Genomic DNA, 14,948 nt, shown 5'->3' on the forward strand with positions numbered 1-14,948 from the left:
TTATGGATGGCTAACAATCAATTCTAGACCTTGCCCTTCCAAGGTCCAAGCTTCAACATCACTCGGCAAGATAAAGTGACTACCTTTTTGGATTGGATAATCTTTTCCGTCTACAGTCAGTTTCCCTTGACCAGCCAAGACACTCAACAAGCTGTAATCAGCCGTCTTCTCAAATTCAACTTTTCCTGTGATTTCCCACTTGTAGACTGCGAAGAAATCATTAGAGACAAGTAAAGTTGAGCGTAAATCATCAGCTTTGACAGTCACAGGACGGCTATTTGCAGGCTCACCAATATTCAAGACATCGATAGATTTTTCAAGGTGTAGTTCACGCAAGTTTCCATTATCGTCCTTGCGGTCAAAGTCGTAGACGCGATAGGTGGTATCACTAGACTGTTGGGTTTCAAGAATCAAGATGCCTGCACCAATAGCATGCATGGTGCCACTTGGTACATAGAAGAAATCTCCAGCCTTAACTGGTACTTTTGTCAACAGGTCATCCCAGTTCTTATCTTCGATTTGCTGACGGAGTTCTTCTTTTGACTTGGCATTATGCCCGTAGATAATCTCTGAACCTTCATCCGCAGAGATGATGTACCAACATTCTGTTTTTCCAAGTTCGCCTTCATGCTCTAGTCCATAAGCATCGTCTGGGTGAACTTGGACGCTAAGCCAGTCGTTAGCATCGAGTATTTTGGTCAAAAGTGGAAATACAGGTTCTGGACGGTTGCCAAACAATTCACGGTGTTCCGCATACAAAGTAGCTAGGTCTGTTCCCTCGTAGCGTCCATTTGCAACCTTTGAAACGCCATTTGGATGAGCTGAGATGGCCCAGTATTCTCCGATTTTTTCACTTGGGATGTCGTAACCAAACTCATCACGTAGCTTGGTACCTCCCCAAATTTTTTCTTGCATAACTGATTGTAAAAATAATGGTTCTGACATGTCAATCTCCTGTCTGATTTTTCTCCCCTCATTATAGCAAAAAAAGAGTTCGAATTGAACTCTTTTTCACATCTTATAAATTAGGGAGAAGATTTTATAAAAATAGTGAACAAATGTGCTCTACTCAATGCTTGCACCATTGCTGGCAATGACATCCTTGTACCAGTAGAAGGATTTCTTCTTGCTACGTTTGAGAGTCCCATTTCCTGCGTTATCTCGATCCACATAGATAAAGCCATAGCGCTTGTTCATTTCGCCTGTTCCAGCCGAAACCATCCGGAAAAGTCAGTTTTTCGGTCATAAGTCTACTCAACTTTCTTATTTGCTTGTTCATTTACTTATATTATAGCTCATTCTGAAACCTTTTCTTATAAAATACTGTGACATACTGATACTATTCTACTATTTAAGTTGATCAGATTGTTTTTTAAAAAATTATCCTCTCGAAAAAGCAAATAGCCTCCCCGGAAACAAAAAAAGAAGACTGAAAACTAGTCTCCTCTGTTCCTTTTAAATCAAAGCTGTGATAGCGGTTACTAGGCCAAAAATAATACCTGGTGCATTCGCTGCTGCAAGGGGGATATCTCTTTCTTTTTTGAAAAGACCGTAGTAGACCCATAGACTACAGTTGATCGCTGCAACCAAGGGCTCAATGAAATTTCCTTTTTGACCAGCCAGATTGTCCATGATTTGTGGGAAGTAAGACATATACATCATAACAGACATAAAGGTCGCTACCCAACCTAACATTTTCATTTGTTTTTCAGTTATTTTCAAAACCTATTTCATTTTTACTGAATCTTATTTTATAATCTTCTTTCAAAACAATCAAGACTTTGAAGCTTTTGTTATAAAGATGTAAACTATCACAATCTTGTGAGAAGAAAGAGGGAACAGAAAAAAGACTGGATTGCTCCGATCTGTTTAGTCAATCAAATATTAGAAAATGAATACTCCTTTTCAATGAATCGATTGATGGTAAATAAGCTGTTAGAAATTATTGACAGTATCGAAATTTTCTAGTAAAATGAATTTTGTTAATACCTAAATGGTGTGTAATTTTCTATCAACATAGTCAGGAGAAAAGGAACTTATGCTAAAAAAATTTAATGAATTGTCACTGAAAGATAAGGCTTATCTAATTGGCGGTTTGATCTTATTAGTCATTGTGATCTCCTTTGGTCTGCTCAATCGTCAAACAGTAACTGTCAGTCTTGTCTTTACACAACTATCTGCTCCCTTGATTTTGGTGATTTTTACTTGTCTAGTAATCGGGATCATTGTTGGTAGTGCTATTGGTTTTAGCTATCACCATGGCAAGACTCAAGAGCTGAAAAGCCGCATTGCTGAAGCAGAAACGACTATCCATAAAAAAGACAAGGAGCTTCTCCAGTACAAGGAACAGGTGCAACAATTAAAACAGGAAGCCAAACAATAAGTGTAGAAATCATAACCACCCGTCAGCGGGTGGTTTTTTGTCTCGCACCTAATGGAACGAGACGGACTGAAAATCGCATAACAGAAAAAAAACCGGATGACTCCGATCTTTTATTAGTTCATATTCTCATATTCTGTTTTAAGAATAGCTAAGGTTGACGTTAAATGACCACGCCTCCTACTTCATACGATAAAAATCAATCACTAGACCAGCAGGGCCTTCAACTAACAGGGATTCGGTTCCCCAATCGGTTACAACTGGGCCGTTTAAAACCTGGATACCAAGCTCTTTCAACCGTTTGTAGTTCTCGTCTACATCCTCAACCTCGATATGAAGAATGATTCCTGACTGAAAGTTTTCCAAAGGAACCAAATGATTTTGGGATAACATTAGACAATGACTGCCAATCGTGAACTGAGCAAAACTATCATCAGCATAATCTGCCTTTTTATCCAAGATATGCTCCAAGTCAGCACAGACTTGGGGAACATTTGAAACGATGATATCTATTTGATTTAAATTCATTTACTATCTCCATAAAAAGACCGGATTGCTCCGATCTTTTAAGTTTCCCTCTAAGAAAATCAATGCATAAAATCTACACTGTTTACTTTTGATTTTCGGCGAGAGGAATTATTTAATTGCGCGTGATTGCAATCCTTCTTCTTCCAAGAAGAGGCGGAATGGTACAAGCTCTTCAGCTTCGTATTTTTCCTTGAAGGCTTTGATGGCTTCTTCTGAGTGTTGTTTTGGATCCAACTCAAGAACTTCTACTGGAAGTGGACGGTGTTGAGTGATGCGAGCATCGATCACAACAGTTTTACCTTCTTTGTTCAATTTAACAGCTTCTGCAACGACTGCATCGATGTCTTCGATACGGTCAACTGTAAATCCTACAGCACCTTGAGCTTCAGCGATTTTCGCATAGTCAGCATTAGGGAAGTCACAACCAAACAAGTGTTTGTTTGTGTCTTCGTATTTGTCCTTGATGAAGGCATATTTACCATTTGAGAAGACAACGTTGATAACTGGAAGATCGTATTGAACGTTTGTGATAACGTCTGGGTAGCACATGTTGAATGCACCGTCACCCATGATGTTCCATACTTGGCGATCTGGATTGTCTTTCTTAGCAGCGATACCACCAGGAAGGGCGATACCCATTGTCGCAAAGAGTGGAGATGTACGCCACATGTTCTTAGGTGTCATGTGAAGGTGACGAGTAGATGTTTGAGTAGTGTCACCGACGTCGATTGAGTAGATAGCATCTTCGTCAGCGTATTTGTTAATAGCATTGTAAACTTGATACAATTGCAATTCACCCTCAGTTTTACCTTCGAGTTTGTTCATGTAATCACGCCAGTTTTGGTTGTTCTTCACGTTAGCACGCCACCATGGAGTAGACTCAACTGGGTTTACCTTATCAAGAATAGCTTGTGCTGCTTGACCTGCGTCACCAAGGATTGAAGCGTCAAGGGCGTGACGTTTACCAAGTTTGTAAGGGTCAATATCCACTTGGATGAATTTTTCAGTGTTCTTGAATGCTTCGTAAACTTCAGCAAATGGGAAGTTTGAACCAAGGAAAAGAACAGTGTCTGCTTCAAAGACCACTTCGTTGGCTGGTTTCCAACCAACACGGTATGCAGAACCTGTCAAACCTTCGTAGTTCCATTCGAAGGCCTCGAAGTTTTTACCAGTTGTAATGATTGGTGCTTTAATTTTACGAGACAATTCAGTGATCACATCACCCGCACCAACTCCACCGAAACCAGCGTAGATCACTGGGCGTTCAGCATTGTTCAAAATTTCAACTGCTTTATCGATTTCCACTTCGTTCAAGGCAGGAGCGATAAAGTGACGTTCATAAGAACCTGATCCGTAGTAAGAGTTTTCGTCGATTTCTTGGAAACCAAAGTTTACTGGAATTTCAACAACGGCTGGACCTTTTTTAGAAACGGCAGCACGGCAAGCTTCGTCGATTACTTTTGGTAATTGTTCTGCGTAAGCTACACGTTTGTTGTAAACAGCGATACCGTTGTACATTGGGTTTTGGTTCAATTCTTGGAAGGCATCCAAGTTCAATTCGTTAACTGGACGTGATCCAAGGATAGCAAGGAATGGAGTGTTATCCATCGCTGCATCGTAAACACCATTGATCAAGTGAGTCGCACCAGGTCCACCTGAACCAACTGCAACCCCGATAGAGCCACCAAATTTAGCTTGCATAACCGCTGCAAGAGCACCAGTTTCTTCGTGACGAACTTGCAAGAAACGGATATCTTTGTCTTCAGCCAAAGCGTCCATCAGTGAGCTAAGTGTTCCAGATGGGATACCGTAGATCGTATCTACACCCCATGTTTTCAATACGTTGAGCATTGCTGCAGATGCAGTAATTTTCCCTTGAGTCATAATGATAACTCTCCTTCAAAATAATTTCATATATTTACAAAAAACGCTTTTATATGTTATTTGAAAACGATTCAGTAAATTTACAATCCTAATTTATCACATTTGATTTTAGATTTCTAAGTATATGCTCAGAAACTTTCATTCTCTATTACAGTACAGTTTGGAAGCGTTTTGAAAATCTGTTTTAGAATAGAAAAAAGCGGTTAAGACCGCCTTTTTAATCGACTTTAGTAAAATTAAGCATGAGAGAGCTGATTAAAACAGATACTGAACTAAAGGCCATGGCCAATCCTGCAAGTTCTGGATTGAGTACCAAACCAAGACCAGAAAACACTCCTGCTGCAATCGGAATACCAATGAGGTTATAGATAGAAGCCCAGAAAAGATTGAGTAGAATACGATTAAAGGTCTTCTTACTCATATCAAAAGCACGTGCCAATCCTAGTAAATTGTTGGTTGTAAGGACAAGATCTGCTGATTCAATGGCAATATCTGTACCAGAGCCCATGGCAATTCCGACATCGGCTACACTGAGGGCCGGCGCATCATTGATACCATCTCCAACAAAGGCCAATTTGCCATTCTTTTGAAGCTTGTGAATTTCATGTGCCTTTTCCTCTGGCAAGACATTTGCGATTACTTCTTCGATTCCAATTTGCTCTGCAATCGCATGCGCTACTCCAGCATTATCTCCGGTAAGCATGACCGTTCTAAGACCACGTTTTTTCAATTTAGCAATAGCTTCTTTGGCATTTTCCTTAGGGACATCCTGCAAGGCAATTAAGCCTTTTAACTGACCATCTACGGATAGGAAGACAACTGTTTTTGCTTCTTTCTCAAGCAATTCAAATCGTTCTTGATAATCATGTGGAATAGCAAGGTCAGCTAAAAGTTTAGCATTACCCAGCAAGACTTGTTTACCATTAATAATCCCAGTCACACCTTTTCCATGCAAGGCTTGGAAGTTTTCCACTGGGTAAAGGCTAATTCCTAGTTCAGACGCACGATTAACAATAGCTTGAGCTAGCGGGTGTTGAGATACATCTTCCAGTGAAGCAGCCAAACTTAGCACTTCTCTTTCATCACCAATAACATCTGTCACTACTGGCTTCCCTTCGGTCAAGGTTCCTGTCTTATCAAAAACAACCGTTTGGACTTTTTGGATTTCCTGTAAAACTGTACCATTTTTGAGAAGAATCCCCATCTTGGCACTTCGTCCTGTTCCAACCATGAGTGCTGTCGGTGTCGCGAGTCCTAGTGCACAAGGGCAGGCAATAATCAAAACAGCAACTCCGTAAAGAAGTGAAGTCACAAAGCTTTCCCCTAGGAAAACAAACCAGATCCAAAAAGTAAGAAGTCCTAAAATGACAACTGCTGGTACAAAAATCCCAGAAATCTTGTCTGTCAAATCTTGAATAGGAGCACGACTCGTTTGCGCTTTTTTCACAAAGTCCACAATCTGAGCCAACATAGTCTCAGAGCCCACTTTTTCGGCTCTAAAAATGATCGTACCACTATTATTGATAGTTGACCCAATAACAGCATCTCCAACTGATTTATCGACTGGAATACTTTCCCCAGTCACCATTGATTCATCAATACTCGTTTCACCTTCTAACACAGTCCCATCAACGGCAATTTTTTCACCTGGTCGAACGCGAATGAGATCCCCAACTTTGACTTGTTCTAGAGGTATTTGAACATAAACATCATCACGCAAAACCTCTGCTGTTTTTGCTTGTAGGTCTAATAATTTTTCGACTGCCTGCGAAGTATTTTTTCGCATTTTTTCCTCAAAAACTGCTCCCAAAAGAATGAAGAAGAGGATAAATGCAGCACTTTCAAAGTAAACGGGCAGACCAGTGAAGAGGGCAACTAAGCTATAGAAATAGGCCACTAGAGTTCCCAGAGCAACCAAGGTATCCATGTTGGAATTATGCTTTTTAAAACTAGCCCAGGCGCTTCTGATATATGGAACTCCAGCTACCAGCATAATGGGTGTTGTGGCTAAAAAGGTGCCCCAACGCATGACTTGGTGACTAATTCCTCCTGTAGACATCCCAATCATGAGAATCACAAGAGGCACAGTAAAGATACTAGTAATCCAAAAACGCTGTAAAAGACTGAGAGACTTTTTAGTTTTTTCAACAACGGTGTATGTCCCCTTTTGCATCTTCATGCCGCATGAAAATTCATGCTCACCCAAGTCTTGAGGCGTAAAGCGAATGACTTTTTCCTCATCTTGAGCGATTGGTTCTAGAATCCCTTCTTCTTCGAAGAGAATTTCCTTATAACAGTTTGAAGGTGTCACACGATGAAAGGTAATCTCAGCAGGAATCCCTTTTTGCAGTTGAATGTGGGCTGGATGGTAGCCTTTGTCTGCCGTGATACGGATTTTTTGAACACCATTTTCAAGACTTGCTTTTACAATTTCAGTCATATCATTCTCCTATTCTACAATCATCTTACCGTGCATCATATTCATGCCACAAGAGAAACCATACTCACCTGCTTCTTCAGGAGTGATTTCAACCACATATTGGTCTCCCATAGGCAGATCTGCATGCACTCCAAAGTCTGGGAAAACGATTTGGTCCAAGCAAGGTGAAGGATCTTTTCGATCAAAAATAATACGAGCTGGTTGCGATTTTTTGAGGATAATAGTTCCTGGAGTGTATCCCCCCATGACTTCCACTCGAATTTCTTGATAGCCATTCTTTTCTTGAGCTCTCTTAGCATCTTCTTGCGGTTTTTTGAAAAACCAAAAGAGGATAAAAGCAATCATTCCTAAAACAACAATAGATACAAATAGATTTAACATAGCGTCTCCTTTACATACAATTACATCTTACTTCTGTTACAGCACTTGCTTTTTTCTTTGAAATCACTTCTTCCAAGCCTTCCAAGTCGGCTAGGGTAAAGTCACATTCTTCAATCAAATCAGCAAGTAACTGCTTGATCCTGCGGGAACAAACCTTGTCTTTGATATCCTGGACAAGTAACTTCTTGCTATCTTCCTGTGTCAACAGGGCTGAATAGATAAAGGACTTGCCCTGTTTTTCCCGAGTCAAACATTCTTTCTCCACCAAACGAGCCAAGAGTGTCTGGATCGTGGATTTGGACCAGCTAAACCTATTCTCTAATACTTTTATGAGATCAGTACTAGTCTGTTCTCCCTGCATCCAGATAATCTTCATGACCTGCCATTCTGCATCTGAAATCTGCATCAGCACACCTCCAAAATCTACATTTGTCAATTACAATTACCAGTATACTCTCAAAATCTACATTTGTCAACTAAATTTCCTAAAAATTTTAAAATAGTTTAAAATGTATTAAAATTTTTTCTTATATACTCGTTAAGTTCACTTTTTAAACTCTCTTTCATGTTTACAAAAACATAACTCAAAAACCTCCACATGGAGTGGAGGTTTGTTTTACTACTAATACAATTTTAAGTCACGAGGATCAACTGGGAAGGTTGGGTTGTAAGGGTTGTGACGGAGTTTGAATCGTTTCACATCTTCAATTGTCTGTGTTCCAGATAACTGCATAACTGTCTTCAATTCATCATTCAAATGTTCAAAGACTTGGCGTACACCAACACTACCACCAAGGGCTAAGCCATAAATGACAGGTCGTCCAATGGCTACTAAGTCAGCTCCAGAAGCCAAGGCTTTAAAGACGTGCTGACCACGACGAACACCAGAGTCAAAAACGATTGGCACACGTTTATTTACTGCTTCAGCCACTTCTTGTAGCGAGTCAAAAGCAGCCGGTCCACCATCAATTTGTCGACCACCGTGGTTGGTTACCCAAATACCTGAAGCCCCTGCATCCAGTGAGCGTTCAACGTCTTCACGGCATTGTGGACCTTTGACATAAACAGGAAGTCCTGAGTATTCTGCGATAAACTCTACATCTCGTGGAGATAGGCGCTGTTTGGCTGATTTATAGACATAGTCCATTGACTTACCAGCACCTTGAGGTAGGTATTCTTCTACGATAGGCATGCCAACTGGGAACACAAAACCGTTGCGTTTGTCTACCTCACGGTTACCTCCTACTGTCGCATCGGCAGTTAAGACAATAGCCTTATAACCTTCTGCCTTGACGCGATCCATAATGTGACGGTTAATGCCATCATCTTTACTAAAGTAGAATTGGAACCAATGAGGTGTCCCTTGAAGGGCTTGAGAAATTTCTGGCAGGTCAACTGTTGAGTAGGAGCTAGTTGTATAGAGTGAACCAAACTCGTGTACTCCACGCGCAGTCGCAACTTCTCCTTGCTCATTAGCTAGTTTATGGGCTGCAACAGGTGCCATAATGATTGGTGAAGATAGTTTTTCACCATCAAATACAATCTCTGTGCTTGGGTTTTCCACATCACAAAGCGTATGAGGAACAATGAGTTTGTGGTTAAAAGCTCGGATATTCTCTCTCAAAGTAAAAGTGTCCTCTGCACCACTTGCAATATACCCAAAAGAAGCTTTGGGAATAACTTGTTGGGCCATAGGCTCCAAGTCATAGGTATTTATAAAATCTACAGGTCCTTCTGCATTGCTTGTTCTATATGACATCAATAGTCCTCCTTAAACGTAACCGTTTACTTTTGTTTACTAGAATAGTTTAAAACTTTTTCATAATGTTTTCAAAAAATTTGTCTATATTTTTTATCATAAAGGTAAACAGATTAAGAACTAGAAGTTAAAGATGATACAGATTCACTCCGCCTATCCTACTCTAAACAAAGACTATGGTTATAAACCTTCCATTAAATAAAAAACTCAGGTAGTTCTATGAATACCTGAGTGTCTATCTATTTATACATTTTGCCAATTTTCTTGGTCTTCTTTAAAGCGTTTGAGGAGAGCAAGTCCTTCTGGTGTGATGTAGCCTTCTTCTTGGGCTAGGTGAATGAGCTCACTGTAGTTTGAAAGAGTCACTAGTTTGACACCAGCATCTGCAAAGTTCTTATCTGCTTTTGGTAATTGATAGCTGAAGATAGCCACAACGCCAAGCACATCTGCTCCTTCACGTTTAGCAGCTGCTACAGCTTCAAGAACCGACCCACCAGTTGAAATTAAATCTTCAACAACGACCATTTTTTGACCTTGGGCTACACGGCCTTCGATTTGATTCCCAGCGCCATGATCTTTTGGTTTGCTGCGGATATAAGTAAATGGCAGGTTCATCTTGTCAGCGATGATGGCACCATGAGGAATACCTGCAGTCGCTGTTCCTGCAATCACTTCTACCTCAGGGAATTCTTCCTTGATGGCTTCTACAAAACCATTCTCAATCAAAGTTCGAGTTTCTGGGTAGGCAAGTGTTACACGGTTGTCCGTATAAATTGGTGACTTGATTCCTGATGCCCAAGTGAAGGGCTCTTCTGGTTTGAGGTAAACGGCTTGAATTTTCAATAGATGGCTAGCAATGTCTTTAGCAAGTGTCATGGGATTCTCCTTTGTATTTTTACTTTATTCTTATTTCCAGTCTTGTGTCCATTCATCCTTGATAGCATGATAAGCTACTACTGGATCAGTGGCTTGAGTGATTGGGCGTCCAACAACGATATAGTCACTACCAATATGATAAGCATCTGCTGGTGTCATGACTCGTTTTTGGTCTCCAACAGCGGCTCCAGCAGGCCGAATACCTGGTGTCAGACAGATAAAGTCTTGGCTAGTAGCTTCTTTGATGAGTTTCACTTCTTGAGCTGAACAAACAACTCCATCTAAACCTGCTTCAGCGGTTTTCTTAGCATAATGAATGACCGATTCTTGAAGACTGGTTTGAATATTTTGAAACTCTCTCATTTGCTCCTCAGAGGTTGAAGTTAACTGAGTGACAGCAATCAATTTGGCTTCTTTCCCAAGTCCTTCACGCGCAGCCTTCATCATCTCTACGCCACCTGCTGCATGAACGTTTGTCATATCAACGCCAAGATGAGACAAGACCTTCATGGCTGATTTGACTGTATTTGGAATATCATGGAGTTTGAGATCCAGAAAGACACTATGTCCCAAACCTTTTAGATAAGAAACAATCTCAGGCCCTGTAGCATAATAGAGTTCCATACCTACCTTTAGATAGAGGCTCTCTCCTGCTGGAAAAAGAGCTAAAAATTGCTTGACTGCCTCAAAACTTGGAAAATCAAGAGCAATAACTGGACGAGCTTCACGCATACTTTTCTCCTTTTACCTTTGTGAGCTAGAGAGCATGAAAAAAGGAACCTGCCTACAGCAAGGTTCCACGAAAAATGGGTAGTCTCCACCCTTTCACCGTCTAACCTTAGCTGCCTCTCTGGACTGCTTTAAAGGTTTTTTACTATTCTATTATTTAAAGCGGTACTTGTCAAGTAAAAACAAGTAACTGAACGAATCATTTGAAACTTAGCGACTCTGTGTTGTTTGAGTCGTCTGTGTTGTTTGATCTTGATTTCCTTGCTCAGCTTGTTTTTTCTTCTCTTCTTCCTGCTTCTTCTTTTCCTCTTCTTTGGCTTTGACTCTTTCGTCATCCAGAGCCTTATCTACTAGACTATAGCTATAGATACCGACCTCCATGTCAATACCACTAGGAACTGTCAACTGTGGTTTTATCTTACTATAGTATGGTAATTTCTTCCCTAGTTCTGATAATGGCACCAAAATCTCGTCTGTGTCATACATGGTAATCTTTAGAAGGTCACTTGTTACCTTGCTTGGTGCAAGTTCAATCTTCTCAATCTCTTGCTTAATTTCTGGACTAACTTCATTTAGCTGAGAAATTAGGGTTTTAATCTGTTCCTCATCGTTAAATAAAACAGATATGTATTTCTCAGGTAAGTTGTCAGAACTAACGGCAGTTGATTCAATGCTTCCACTAGATAAGATTGGATAATAGTTATCTCCTGAAACTGAATAGGCTACAATCTCAAATTCTTTAACTTCAATAGTAAAGTGAACTGGGAATTGATAAACTATCTTAGCCGATTCAATCCAGTGATTTGATTTGACCATTTCCGCATGCTTATCTTTATTTAAAAGCAAGCTGATTGTATAGTCACTGTCACGAATGCCAGACGCTTCTTTAACTTGGTCTGCACTTGTCTGAACAGTGCCCGTAACCTCAATATGTTTCATTGTAGCTAGAGGGCTTAGAAGATAAATAGACAAGAATAAGATTATAAAACTTGGGACGAGGATTGTAACTGCTCGCCAGATATGTATAGAAGGAATGGCTGGTTTTGGAGGTTTACTCTTGGTTTTTGCCTTTTTCTGTTTCTTAACCTTTTCGTCAGCTTTTTCTTTCTCTACTTGAGCCTGACTCTTAGAGTCTTCTTGAGGAGTTTCCTCCGAATCTTTCTCTTCATTTGAAGTCTCATCGCTAGTACCCGAATCCTTCTCTTCAGATTTTTCGGATTCTTCGTCCACTTCTTCAGAACTCGTAGAGTTTTCTTCCGTTCTTTTGCTCAAATACTCGTGATGTTGTTTTTGCCATTCTGACACTTCTTGAGCGCTTTCAGAAGACTCTGATACTTGTTCTTCTTTTTCACGAGCTTCTTCTTCGGCACGTTTCGCCTCTTCTTCAGCTTTTTTTTGAAGATATTCTTGATTTCGTTTTTGCCACTCCGACAATTCCTTGCCTTGAGTGTCCTGATTCTTTTTATCCTTTGACATCAATTTTCCTTATGATAAATCTTTTTTGAGTAGCTCATAAAAATCTGCCACAGATTTTAATTCCTGAGAATTCTTCATCTTGTTTTGGTAAATCTCTTTGTTGGTCAAGAGTTGATTTACTTTTTCTTCTAAAGTTGACAAAGTCAAATCGCTCTCTTGCAACTCCTCAGCATAGCCTTTCTTGACAAAATAGGCTGCATTTTCAATCTGGTCTCCACGACTGGCTTCACGACCCAGTGGCACAATGACATGCAATTTAGCCATAGCAAGGAGTTCAAAAATCGTATTGGCACCACCACGAGTGATGACCACGTCAGCCATATTCATGAGTGGTTGATAGAGTTCCGTCGCATAGTCAACACGGTAGAGGTTTGAACTTAGTTCATTTAAACTAGCATCACCTGTCAGGTTAATGATATTATAGCGACTAGTCAGCTCTTCCTTATGGTCTGTTACTAGTTGGTTAAAGACACGCGCCCCAGCAGAACCTCCAACAAAGAGAAGAGTTGGTAACTTGTCGTTGAAAGAAGTTCGGATATCCACCATTTCTTCAGGTTCTTCCATAACTGGACCTGAAACCTTGGTCACAGCTCCTACATGTTCTACCTTAGTGAGACTAGACGCTTGCTCGAAAGTAGAGTACATCTTAGTCGCAAACTTATAGGCAATTTTATTGGCCAATCCCATAGAGAGATCAGACTCGTGGATGAAGACTGGTACTCTGCATACTCGCGCTGCGATAACAGGAGGAACAGATACAAATCCACCCTTAGAAAAGAGGGCTTGTGGACGAACTCGAAGCATGATAAAGAGCGATTGAAGAATTCCAAAAGCAACCTTAAAGACGTCAACCATATTTTGCCATGAGAAATATCGACGTAATTTCCCTGTTGCAATCGAATGGAAGGTAACATCTAAACCTGACTTGAGAATTTCATGATGCTCAATCCCATTTTTATCACCAATATAGTGGACTTCCCAGCCATCTTCGATAAACTTAGGCATTAACAAAAGGTTGAGGGTAACGTGTCCAACCGTTCCCCCACCAGTAAATACTATTTTTTTCATATTATCCCTTTAACTCCGCTACAGTGTCGATGAAAAGATCTCCACGTACTTCAAAGTTAGCATACATATCCCAGCTCGCATTGGCAGGACTAAGGAGAACAACATCTCCTTCTTCTGCAAGTTCAGAAGCCTTACGAGTCGCATCTGCAATATCAGTCGCGTCGACATAAGCCACACCAGCTTTATCCGCTGCACGTTTGACACGTTCTGCAGATTGACCGAGGATAACCATTTTCTTCAGTCCGGTAATATCTGGAACCAATTCGTCAAACTCATTGCCACGATCCAACCCACCAGCAATCAAGATAACCTTGCTATTATCAAATCCTGACAAGGCTTTTTGAGTTGCTAAGATATTGGTTGACTTACTATCGTTATAAAATTTAACGCCATTGATTTGGTCTACAAACTGGAGACGGTGTTTAACTCCTCCAAAGGCTGACAAGGTTTCCTTAATGGTTTCATTATCAACGCCACGCAGTTTAGCAACGGCAATGGTTGCAAGAGCATTTTCCACATTGTGGCTACCTGGAACACCGATTTCATCAGCTGCCATGACTTTTTCACCACGGAAGTAAAGAAGACCATCTTCAAGATAAGCTCCGTCAACCTTTTCAAATGTTGAGAATGGTACTACAGTCGCGTTTGTTTTTGTCGCAAGCTCTTTAGCTAATTCCTGGTTGAAGTTCAATACTAGGTAATCAGTTGCTGTCATATTGCTTTGGATATTCCACTTAGCTTCGACATAGGCTTCAAAAGAACCGTGATAGTCAATATGTGTTGGCATCAGGTTGGTGATAACAGCAATTTCAGGATGGAACTCCTGGATTCCCATTAATTGGAAAGAAGAAAGTTCCATGACAAGGGTGTCCTTATCTGTCGCAGTTTGAGCAACCTGACTAGCAGGATAACCGATGTTACCTGATAAGAGTCCATTTTGTCCTGCAGCAGTCAGAACTTCACCAATCATGGTTGTGGTCGTTGTCTTACCATTTGAACCAGTAATACCGACGATTGGTGCATCAGAAATCAAGTAGGCCAACTCAACCTCAGTCAAAACTGGAATGCCTTTTTCTATAGCTTTTTCAATCATAGGATTGGAGTAGGGGATTCCTGGATTTTTCACCATGAGGGCAAAATCTTCATCCAATAATTCCAAAGGATGTCCACCAGTGACAACCTTGATGCCCTCTTCCAAGAGACTTTGTGCTGCTGGATTTTCCTCAAAAGGCTTGCCATCATTAACCGTTACAATGGCACCTAACTTGTCCAAAAGTCGAGCTGCTGACTCACCTGATTTGGCTAAACCTAGGACTAATACTTTCTTATTTTCAAATTGATCAATTCGTTTCATATCTAGAACTCCATTTCTACTCTTACTATTTTACCATTTTTATGAAAATAAAAAAGCCACAAAGGGCTTTCTT

The 14,948-nt window shown here is 40.5% G+C and carries 14 protein-coding genes and 1 pseudogene; 1 reads left to right on the forward strand and 14 read right to left on the reverse strand.

Features of this window, described 5'->3' with window-relative positions:
- The 3 genes and pseudogenes from manA to KBU52_RS03965 all read right to left on the reverse strand — a co-directional run bounded on the left by manA (position 1) and on the right by KBU52_RS03965 (position 1,716).
- Positions 1-945, reverse strand: coding sequence for a mannose-6-phosphate isomerase, class I (gene manA, locus KBU52_RS03955; protein WP_254724393.1), 945 nt, complete (start codon positions 943-945; stop codon positions 1-3).
- A gap of 120 nt (positions 946-1,065) precedes the next feature.
- A pseudogene (locus KBU52_RS03960) lies at positions 1,066-1,221 on the reverse strand (family 1 glycosylhydrolase); the annotation flags it as partial.
- Between the two features lie 234 nt (positions 1,222-1,455).
- Entirely contained in the window at positions 1,456-1,716 is a 261-nt protein-coding gene (locus KBU52_RS03965) for a SemiSWEET family transporter (protein ID WP_025170330.1), read from the reverse strand.
- A gap of 322 nt (positions 1,717-2,038) precedes the next feature.
- Between KBU52_RS03965 and KBU52_RS03970 the strand changes: the two genes are divergently transcribed.
- A complete protein-coding gene (locus KBU52_RS03970) occupies positions 2,039-2,383 on the forward strand; it encodes a lipopolysaccharide assembly LapA domain-containing protein (protein ID WP_049503129.1) in 345 nt (114 codons plus the stop codon).
- A gap of 177 nt (positions 2,384-2,560) precedes the next feature.
- Here KBU52_RS03970 and KBU52_RS03975 read toward each other — a convergent pair whose 3' ends face one another.
- The 11 genes from KBU52_RS03975 to murD all read right to left on the reverse strand — a co-directional run bounded on the left by KBU52_RS03975 (position 2,561) and on the right by murD (position 14,875).
- Positions 2,561-2,908, reverse strand: coding sequence for a VOC family protein (locus tag KBU52_RS03975; RefSeq protein WP_254724394.1), 348 nt, complete (start codon positions 2,906-2,908; stop codon positions 2,561-2,563).
- 108 nt (positions 2,909-3,016) lie between these two features.
- Positions 3,017-4,792, reverse strand: a complete 1,776-nt coding sequence (gene spxB / locus KBU52_RS03980) for a pyruvate oxidase (RefSeq protein WP_201087544.1) — start codon at positions 4,790-4,792, stop codon at positions 3,017-3,019.
- A 217-nt stretch (positions 4,793-5,009) separates the two neighbouring features.
- A complete protein-coding gene (locus KBU52_RS03985) occupies positions 5,010-7,232 on the reverse strand; it encodes a heavy metal translocating P-type ATPase (RefSeq protein ID WP_254724395.1) in 2,223 nt (740 codons plus the stop codon).
- A gap of 9 nt (positions 7,233-7,241) precedes the next feature.
- Positions 7,242-7,613, reverse strand: a complete 372-nt coding sequence (locus KBU52_RS03990; protein ID WP_254724396.1) for a cupredoxin domain-containing protein — start codon at positions 7,611-7,613, stop codon at positions 7,242-7,244.
- 10 nt (positions 7,614-7,623) lie between these two features.
- On the reverse strand, positions 7,624-8,019 hold the full coding sequence (locus tag KBU52_RS03995) for a CopY/TcrY family copper transport repressor (RefSeq protein WP_254724397.1): 396 nt from the start codon (positions 8,017-8,019) through the stop codon (positions 7,624-7,626).
- 216 nt (positions 8,020-8,235) lie between these two features.
- The gene (gene lctO / locus KBU52_RS04000; RefSeq protein WP_254724398.1) at positions 8,236-9,372 is read right to left on the reverse strand and encodes an L-lactate oxidase; all 1,137 of its coding nucleotides are present in this window, start codon (positions 9,370-9,372) and stop codon (positions 8,236-8,238) included.
- A gap of 243 nt (positions 9,373-9,615) precedes the next feature.
- Entirely contained in the window at positions 9,616-10,248 is a 633-nt protein-coding gene (pyrE, locus tag KBU52_RS04005) for an orotate phosphoribosyltransferase (RefSeq protein ID WP_254724399.1), read from the reverse strand.
- Between the two features lie 30 nt (positions 10,249-10,278).
- Positions 10,279-10,980 (reverse strand): orotidine-5'-phosphate decarboxylase, encoded by a 702-nt coding sequence (pyrF, locus tag KBU52_RS04010; RefSeq protein ID WP_254724400.1) that lies wholly within the window; start codon positions 10,978-10,980, stop codon positions 10,279-10,281.
- A gap of 207 nt (positions 10,981-11,187) precedes the next feature.
- Positions 11,188-12,453 carry a cell division protein FtsQ/DivIB gene (locus KBU52_RS04015; RefSeq protein ID WP_254724401.1) on the reverse strand — a complete coding sequence of 422 codons (1,266 nt, stop codon included), beginning with the start codon at positions 12,451-12,453 and terminating at the stop codon, positions 11,188-11,190.
- Positions 12,454-12,462: 9 nt separating this feature from the next.
- Complete coding sequence (locus tag KBU52_RS04020; protein WP_036755417.1) at positions 12,463-13,521, reverse strand: UDP-N-acetylglucosamine--N-acetylmuramyl-(pentapeptide) pyrophosphoryl-undecaprenol N-acetylglucosamine transferase; 1,059 nt, start codon at positions 13,519-13,521, stop codon at positions 12,463-12,465.
- A 1-nt stretch (position 13,522) separates the two neighbouring features.
- Positions 13,523-14,875: a UDP-N-acetylmuramoyl-L-alanine--D-glutamate ligase gene (murD, locus tag KBU52_RS04025; protein ID WP_254724402.1), complete on the reverse strand. Its 1,353-nt coding sequence runs from the start codon at positions 14,873-14,875 to the stop codon at positions 13,523-13,525.
- Between the last annotated feature and the right edge of the window lie 73 nt (positions 14,876-14,948).

Origin of the sequence: Streptococcus sp. 9.1(2021), assembly GCF_030466425.1 — a bacterium.
Classification (GTDB): Bacteria; Bacillota; Bacilli; order Lactobacillales; family Streptococcaceae; genus Streptococcus; species Streptococcus wuxiensis.

Excerpts from the sequence above, each read along its gene's own strand:
- pyrE (WP_254724399.1), bottom strand. The coding sequence starts at position 10,248 with ATGACACTTGCTAAAGACATTGCTAGCCATCTATTGAAAATTCAAGCC.
- KBU52_RS03990 (WP_254724396.1), bottom strand. The coding sequence starts at position 7,613 with ATGTTAAATCTATTTGTATCTATTGTTGTTTTAGGAATGATTGCTTTT.
- KBU52_RS03995 (WP_254724397.1), bottom strand. The coding sequence starts at position 8,019 with ATGCAGATTTCAGATGCAGAATGGCAGGTCATGAAGATTATCTGGATG.
- murD (WP_254724402.1), bottom strand. The coding sequence starts at position 14,875 with ATGAAACGAATTGATCAATTTGAAAATAAGAAAGTATTAGTCCTAGGT.
- pyrF (WP_254724400.1), bottom strand. The coding sequence starts at position 10,980 with ATGCGTGAAGCTCGTCCAGTTATTGCTCTTGATTTTCCAAGTTTTGAG.
- spxB (WP_201087544.1), bottom strand. The coding sequence starts at position 4,792 with ATGACTCAAGGGAAAATTACTGCATCTGCAGCAATGCTCAACGTATTG.
- KBU52_RS04020 (WP_036755417.1), bottom strand. The coding sequence starts at position 13,521 with ATGAAAAAAATAGTATTTACTGGTGGGGGAACGGTTGGACACGTTACC.
- manA (WP_254724393.1), bottom strand. The coding sequence starts at position 945 with ATGTCAGAACCATTATTTTTACAATCAGTTATGCAAGAAAAAATTTGG.
- lctO (WP_254724398.1), bottom strand. The coding sequence starts at position 9,372 with ATGTCATATAGAACAAGCAATGCAGAAGGACCTGTAGATTTTATAAAT.
- KBU52_RS04015 (WP_254724401.1), bottom strand. The coding sequence starts at position 12,453 with ATGTCAAAGGATAAAAAGAATCAGGACACTCAAGGCAAGGAATTGTCG.
- KBU52_RS03970 (WP_049503129.1), top strand. The coding sequence starts at position 2,039 with ATGCTAAAAAAATTTAATGAATTGTCACTGAAAGATAAGGCTTATCTA.
- KBU52_RS03975 (WP_254724394.1), bottom strand. The coding sequence starts at position 2,908 with ATGAATTTAAATCAAATAGATATCATCGTTTCAAATGTTCCCCAAGTC.
- KBU52_RS03985 (WP_254724395.1), bottom strand. The coding sequence starts at position 7,232 with ATGACTGAAATTGTAAAAGCAAGTCTTGAAAATGGTGTTCAAAAAATC.